At 65.8% G+C, this 7,110-nt stretch carries 5 protein-coding genes and 1 riboswitch; of the genes, 4 read left to right on the top strand and 1 reads right to left on the bottom strand.

Annotation, left to right across the window (positions count from 1 at the left end; all coding sequences use genetic code 11):
* On the top strand, positions 1-1,358 hold a 1,358-nt coding region (locus MOV75_RS21525), incomplete at its 5' end, for a heparinase II/III family protein (RefSeq protein ID WP_247006556.1).
* 58 nt (positions 1,359-1,416) lie between these two features.
* A riboswitch (ZMP/ZTP riboswitch) is annotated at positions 1,417-1,498 on the top strand.
* 24 nt (positions 1,499-1,522) lie between these two features.
* Positions 1,523-3,115 (top strand): bifunctional phosphoribosylaminoimidazolecarboxamide formyltransferase/IMP cyclohydrolase, encoded by a 1,593-nt coding sequence (gene purH, locus MOV75_RS21520; protein ID WP_246930745.1) that lies wholly within the window; start codon positions 1,523-1,525, stop codon positions 3,113-3,115.
* A gap of 157 nt (positions 3,116-3,272) precedes the next feature.
* Here the strand turns inward: purH and MOV75_RS21515 are convergent, their stop codons facing one another.
* Positions 3,273-4,658, bottom strand: coding sequence for an MFS transporter (locus MOV75_RS21515; protein WP_246930743.1), 1,386 nt, complete (start codon positions 4,656-4,658; stop codon positions 3,273-3,275).
* Between the two features lie 101 nt (positions 4,659-4,759).
* Between MOV75_RS21515 and ggt the strand changes: the two genes are divergently transcribed.
* Together ggt and MOV75_RS21505 are read left to right on the top strand one after the other, a co-directional pair.
* On the top strand, positions 4,760-6,511 hold the full coding sequence (gene ggt, locus MOV75_RS21510; protein WP_247006554.1) for a gamma-glutamyltransferase: 1,752 nt from the start codon (positions 4,760-4,762) through the stop codon (positions 6,509-6,511).
* A gap of 99 nt (positions 6,512-6,610) precedes the next feature.
* Positions 6,611-7,110: MFS transporter (locus MOV75_RS21505; protein ID WP_247006552.1), on the top strand; the 500-nt coding region annotated here is incomplete at its 3' end.

Genomic DNA, 7,110 nt, shown 5'->3' with positions numbered 1-7,110 from the left:
CGCGCCGCGCCGACGTGCTGGCCCGGCGCGTGATCTCGCTGCTGTCGCAGGCGCCGCTGGTGCTCAACGAGACCGACAACAAATTCTACCGCCGCTATCTGCGCGCCTTGGCCCGCGAGATCCGCTTCCTGCGCTACACCATGGTCAACATTCCGGACGGGGTGCCGAAACTCCAGGTGCTGATCGCGCTGTGCTATGCGGCCCTGTGCCTCGCCAACCAGGCCAGCCACATCCGCAACGCCTCGAAAAGACTCTCCGACGAATTGCAGCGGCAGATCCTGCCCGACGGCGGACATATCTCACGCAACCCGGGCGCGCTGATCGAACTCTTGATCGACCTGCTGCCGCTGCGGCAGACCTTTGCCGCGCGCAACATCGCGCCGCCGCCGGCACTGCTCAACGCGATCGACCGCATGATGCCGATGCTGCGTTTCTTCCGGCATGGCGACGGAAATTTCGCGCTGTTCAACGGCATGAGCGCGACATCTTCGGACCTGCTCGCGACGCTGCTCGCCTATGACGACACCCACGGCGTGCCGATGGCGAACATGCCGCATACCGGTTTTCAGCGCCTCGATGCCGGCCAGACCACTTTGATCATCGACACCGGTCCGCCGCCGCCCGCCGGCGTCAGTCACGACGCCCATGCCGGCTGTCTGTCGTTCGAACTGTCCTCCGGGATCAGCCGCATCGTCACCAATTGCGGCATGCCGACCACGGGCCGCGACAATTGGCGGCCGTTCGCACGCGGCACGGCGGCGCATTCGACGCTAACCTATCACAACGCCTCGTCATGCCAGTTCGTGGAGATGTCGGCGATGAAGCGGCTCCTGCACGGCTCGCCCGTCACCAGCGGGCCCGTCGAGGTGGAGAGCTATCGCGAGATCGTGCAGAACGGCACGCTGCTCACGACCTCGCATGACGGCTATCTCGGCAAATTCGGCGCGATCCATCGCCGGGTGCTGATGATCGCCAATGACGGCGCGCGCATCGACGGCGAGGATACGCTGTCGCCGCCGCAGGGCGGACGCTTCAAGGGCGCGGACGCCGATTTCGCGCTGCGCTTCCATCTGCATCCGGCGGTGAAGGCGAGCCGGCTGTCGGATGCGCGCGGCGTCATGCTGGTGCTGCCGAACCGCGACGTCTGGACCTTCGAGGCGCTCGACGACAAGGTCGACCTCGAGGACAGCGTGTTCCTGGCCGGCAATGACGGCCCGCGCCGCACCGCCCAGATCGTGATCCGGCAGGACGCGCGGCAGGCACCCTCGATCCGCTGGAGCTTCATCCGCTCCACGGCGTCGCCGACCGTCACCAATGCCCGCCGCAACGCCCGGCGTGAACCGGAACTTCCGCTGTAAACGCGCGGATTCAGCCTCATCTGAACGTTGTGAAGCACGCCGAAAACTGCTATCGAGCCCTCGCTCGCGCGACTGGCGACCTTGGATGGAGCACCATCGGGAAGCGCGGGACATAGACGCCGCGCGCCTGGGCATAGACACTCCCTGAACAGAGGATCTTGCTCATGACTGACCATCCCCGCCGCGTCACCCGCGCTCTTCTCTCCGTCTCCGACAAGACCGGCCTGATCGAGTTTGCCAAGGCGCTTGCCGCGCACGACGTCGAGCTGGTCTCGACGGGCGGCACCGCGAAAGCGATCGCCGCGGCCGGTCTCAAGGTGAAGGACGTCTCCGACCTGACCGGCTTCCCCGAGATGATGGACGGCCGCGTCAAGACGCTGCATCCGAAGGTGCATGGCGGCCTGCTCGCGATCCGCGACAACAAGGAGCACGCGGAGGCAATGAAGGCGCACGGCATCGCGCCGATCGATCTGCTCGTCGTCAATCTCTATCCGTTCGAGGCGACCGTCGACAAAGGCGCCGGCTTCGAGGATTGCATCGAGAATATCGACATCGGCGGCCCCGCGATGATCCGCGCTGCGGCCAAGAACCATGACGACGTCGCGGTCGTGGTCGAGGCCGAGGACTACAAGGCCGTGCTCGACGAGCTCGCCGCCAACAACGGCGCGACCACCCTGAAGCTGCGCCGGCGGCTTGCGGCAAAGGCCTATGCGCGCACCGGCGCTTACGATGCCGCGATCTCGAACTGGTTCAACCGCCAGCTCGAGATCGACGCGCCCGACTTCCGCGCCTTCGGCGGCCGCCTGATCCAGTCGCTCCGTTATGGCGAGAACCCGCACCAGACCGCGGCGTTCTATGCGACGCCCGACAAGCGCCCGGGCGTGTCGACCGCGCGCCAGCTCCAGGGCAAGGAGCTCTCCTATAACAACATCAACGACACCGACGCGGCCTATGAATGCATCGGCGAGTTCGACGCCAAGCGCACCGCGGCCTGCGTCATCGTCAAACACGCCAATCCCTGCGGCGTGGCGGAAGGCTCCGACCTCGTCAGCGCCTATCGCAAGGCGCTGGCCTGCGATTCCACCTCGGCGTTCGGCGGCATCATCGCAATGAACCGTGCGCTCGACGCCGATACCGCGCGCGAGATCACAAAAATCTTCACCGAGGTGATCATCGCGCCCGACGCCAGCGAGGAAGCGATCGCCATCATCGGCGCGCGCAAGAACCTCCGCCTGCTGCTCGCCGGCAGCCTGCCCGACCCGCGCGCGCCGGGTCTCACCGCCAAGACGGTTGCCGGCGGCCTGCTGGTGCAGAGCCGCGACAATGCTGTGGTCGACGACATGACCTTCAAGGTCGTGACCAAGCGTGCACCAACTGACGGCGAGATGCGCGACCTGAAGTTTGCATTCCGCGTGGCAAAGCACGTCAAGTCCAACACCATCATCTACGCTAGGGATCTCGCCACCGTCGGCATCGGCGCGGGCCAGATGAGCCGGGTGGATTCAGCGCGGATCGCGGCGCGAAAAGCCCAGGATGCGGCGAACGAGCTGAAGCTCGCCGAACCGCTCACCAAGGGCTCGGTGGTGGCCTCGGATGCGTTCTTCCCGTTCGCCGACGGCATGCTCGCCTGCATCGAGGCCGGCGCCACCGCCGTGGTGCAGCCCGGCGGCTCCATGCGCGACGACGAGGTGATCAAGGCGGCCGACGAGCACGGCATCGCCATGGTGTTCACGGGCACCCGGCACTTCAGGCACTGAGCCGATCGGCGTAACGGCTGCAGAGCGACGACGATCCCACCGACCGCGTCATTGCGAGCGAAGCGAAGCAATCCAGAATCTTTCCGCAAAAGAAGTCTGGATTGCTTCGTCGCTTTCGCTCCTCGCAATGACGAGCGGTGAAACAGGGTCGTGCGGGTTAATCCCGCACCCGCATCAACAGCGCCAATCCCGTGACGAAGAACACCACCAGCACGGCCATGCCGGCCTTCTGGCTTGCGGTCACCGCCGTGATCACGCCGATCAGAAGCGGTCCGATGAAGGACGTCACCTTCCCGGTCAGTGCGAACAGGCCGAAATACTGGGCGATGCGGTCTTTCGGTGCGAGGCGGATCAGCAGCGTGCGTGAGGCCGCCTGGAGTGGACCACCGGCCGCGCCGATGAGGCAGCCCAGCACCAGATAGGCGCGCTCCGCGGCGCTCGAGAACAAGGGAGCGCCTGATTGCGGCGGCGCGACCTTGACGAACAACACGCTGTCCTTGTCGACCAGTAGGATTGCCGCCACCGACAGCAACAGGACCAGCAGGCTGCCGGCAATGACGCGCTTCGGCCCGAGACGATCATCCAACTTGCCGCCAAGCCAGGCGCCCAATGCGCCGGCGATCGCGAGCATGATGCCGAAGGTGCCGATCTGAATCGTGTGCCAGCCGAAGGTGCCCGCGGCATAGATGCCGCCGAAGGCGAACAGCGACACCAGGCCGTCGGTGTAGATCATGTTGGCGAGCAGGAAGGCCGCGAGCGACTGCTGCTTCGGCAGGCTCTTGATCGACTGCTTCAGCTCCCACAGTCCTTCGTGCAACGCCTCGCGCAGCGGGCGCTTCGCCGGATAGTCAGGCGTGAACAGGAACAGCGGCGTCACGAAGATCACGAACCACAGTCCGGTCAGCGGCCCGACGATGCGATCGCCCTGATGGCTGACCGGATCGAGCCCAAACAGCGGCGAAAGACCGAGCAATGTGCGGCCGGTCTCGGGATTGGCGGCGAGGAGGCCGAGTACGATGATCAGGCTGACGATGCCGCCGACATAGCCGGTCGCCCAGCCGGTGCCGGAAAGCCGACCGATCCGCTCCGGCGGCACCAGCGTCGGCATCATCGCATTGTTGAAGAGCGTGCCGAATTCCGCGCCGACACTGGCGAGCGCCACCGCGGTGAGCAGCGGCGGAATGACCGAGGGATCGCCGGGCTTGCCGATCCAAAGCGTGCAGGACGCCAGCACCAGCACCGCGCCGAACCCTGCGATCCAGGGCTTCCTGCGGCCGGACGCATCGGCGATGGCCCCAAGCACGGGCGACAGCAGCGCGATGGCGAGACCCGCAGCCGCCATCGCAAATCCCCACAATGATTGGCCGGTGGCGGGATTCGGCGCGATGCTGGTGGCGAAATAGGGCGCAAACACGAAGGTCGTGATCAGCGTGAAATAGGGCTGCGCAGCCCAGTCGAAGAAGATCCAGCTGACGACGGCGGCGCGCGGCGGATAGGTCCGCGGTACGCCGGCCATGCGCGCATCGGGGGCGATCGTCGTCATCACGCAGTCCTCATCACGAACAGTTTTGCCTGTCTTGGGGCAAACCGTATAGCATTGCCGTGACGGGTGTGAACTGGCCCGAGGGCACGACGGAAATTTTGATGATGTCCTCATATTCGACACGACGGACATTTTTGGCCGCCATTGCCACGCTGGCGCTGGGCCTTGTGCCCGCGACGGCACAGGATGCGCGGCAGGGCTATGTCCCGCCCGCCCGCGACCACGTGCGCGCCGTCGCCGCCGAACACGGCATGGTGGTCGCGCAGGAGAAGATATCTGCGCAGGTCGGTGCCGACATCCTGCGGCGCGGCGGTAATGCGGTCGATGCCGCCGTCGCGACCGGTTTTGCGATGGCCGTGACCTATCCGCGCGCCGGCAATGTCGGCGGCGGCGGTTTTATGGTGATCCATTCCGTCGATCGCAATGAAGACATCACGATTGATTACCGCGAGACGGCGCCCGCGGCGACCACGCCACAAATATTCCTCGGACCCGACGGCAAGCCGGACGTAGCGAAATCACGGGATTCCGCGCTTGGCATTGGCGTGCCCGGCACCGTCGCAGGTCTCGCTCTCGCATTGGAAAAATACGGCTCGGGCCAGTTCACGCTGGCACAACTGCTCGAGCCTGCGATTGCACTCGCCCGCGATGGTTTTGTCGTCAGCGACGACATGGCAGACACGCTGCCGGGCTGGCACCGGCGGCTGGCACGCTGGCCTTCCTCGGCCAAAATCTTCTCGCGGCCGGATGGCACGCCGATCAGTGAAGGCGACAGGCTGGTGCAGGGCGATCTCGCTGAAACGCTGTCAGCCGTCGCGGCGCAGGGGCCACGCGGCTTCTATGAGGGGCCGGTTGCGGAAAAGCTCGCCAAGGCCGTGACGGACGCCGGCGGCATCATGACGCCGGCCGACCTGAAATCCTATCAGGCGGTGATCCGCGCGCCGGTGCGCGGCACCTATCGCGGCTACGACATCGTATCGATGCCGCTGCCTTCGTCTGGCGGCGTGGTGCTGGTGGAGACCCTCAACATTCTCGAAGGCTTCCAGCTCGCGGATTTGAAGCAGGGTTCGCCGGCGTCGCTGCATCTTTTGATCGAAGCCATGAAGCGCGCCTATGCGGACCGTGCGCGCTATCTCGGCGATCCCGCCTTCGTCAACGCACCAATCGAGACGCTGACCGCCAAGGACTACGCCGCCAAGTTGCGCGCAGGCATCTCCGCCGATCGCGCCACGCCGTCGAAGGAGCTGGCTTCGGCGGCTCCCTCACCGCGCGAGGGCAGCAACACCACGCATTTCTCGGTCGTCGACGGCCGCGGCAACGCCGTCAGCAACACCTATACGCTGAACTTCAGTTATGGCGTCGGCCTCGTCGCCGACGGCACCGGCGTGCTGCTCAACAACGAACTCGACGACTTCACCGCAGCGATCGGCGCTTCCAATGCCTATGGCCTGGTCGGCTTCGAGGCCAATCTGCCCGGACCGGGCAAGCGGCCGCTATCCTCGATGTCACCGACCATCGTGCTGCGGGACGGCAAGCCGGTGCTGGTGACAGGTTCGCCCGGTGGCAGCCGCATCATCTCGACGGTGCTCCAGGTGATCGTGAACGTCCTCGACTACAAGATGGACGTGGCCGCTGCCGTTTCGACGCCGCGGCTGCATCATCAATGGCTGCCGGACGAAGTGCGCATCGAGCGCGGCTTTCCCGACGACGTGCTGCTCAGCCTGAAGGCAATGGGTCATTTCGTCGTCGAGCCGATGGGGCAGACGTCGGCCAATTCGATCCTCGTGACTCCGAACGGGCCGCTCGGCGCGCCCGATCTGCGCACGCGCGGTGCGGAGGCCGCGGGGCAGTAGGCCGGTCATTTGCATGGCACGGGAGCGCGGGCCCGCTAGCTCCCGCGACCACGCGTGCTACCAAAGCGCAGCTTTCAAGAAACTGCCGGGGAGACGCACATGACGACGACCGATCCGAACCAGCGTATCGAACGCGCCGAGATCGAGGACACCAGCCTGCTGGCGTTCTATCGCGACATGAGCACGCCGGAGCGCCGGACGTTCTGGGCCTGTGCGGCCGGGTGGGCGCTCGACGGCATGGACTTCATGATCTATCCGCTGGTGATCGGCACCATCATCGCGCTGTGGAAGGTCGATGCGGCCTCCGCTGGCCTTGCCGGAACGGTGACGCTGCTCGCCTCCGCGATCGGCGGCTGGCTCGGCGGTTATCTCTCCGACCATATCGGGCGGGTGAGAACGCTCCAGATCACCATCATCTGGTTCTCGTTCTTCTCGCTGGTCTGTGCCGTCGTGCAGAACTTCGACCAGCTCCTGATTGCACGTGCCGTGCTCGGCCTCGGCTTCGGCGGCGAATGGGCGGCGGGCGCCGTGCTCATGGGTGAAGCGATCCGGCCGCAATATCGCGGACGTGCCGTGGGCTCGGTGCAGTCGGGCTGGGC

The organism is Bradyrhizobium sp. PRIMUS42 (assembly GCF_023006515.1).
In the GTDB taxonomy this organism is placed as follows: domain Bacteria; phylum Pseudomonadota; class Alphaproteobacteria; order Rhizobiales; family Xanthobacteraceae; genus Bradyrhizobium.
This window is presented reverse-complemented; position numbering and strand designations above follow the sequence as displayed.

Bases quoted from the DNA above. Each gene is read 5' to 3' on its own strand.
- purH (WP_246930745.1), top strand. From the start codon at position 1,523: ATGACTGACCATCCCCGCCGCGTCACCCGCGCTCTTCTCTCCGTCTCC.
- ggt (WP_247006554.1), top strand. From the start codon at position 4,760: ATGATGTCCTCATATTCGACACGACGGACATTTTTGGCCGCCATTGCC.
- MOV75_RS21515 (WP_246930743.1), bottom strand. From the start codon at position 4,658: ATGACGACGATCGCCCCCGATGCGCGCATGGCCGGCGTACCGCGGACC.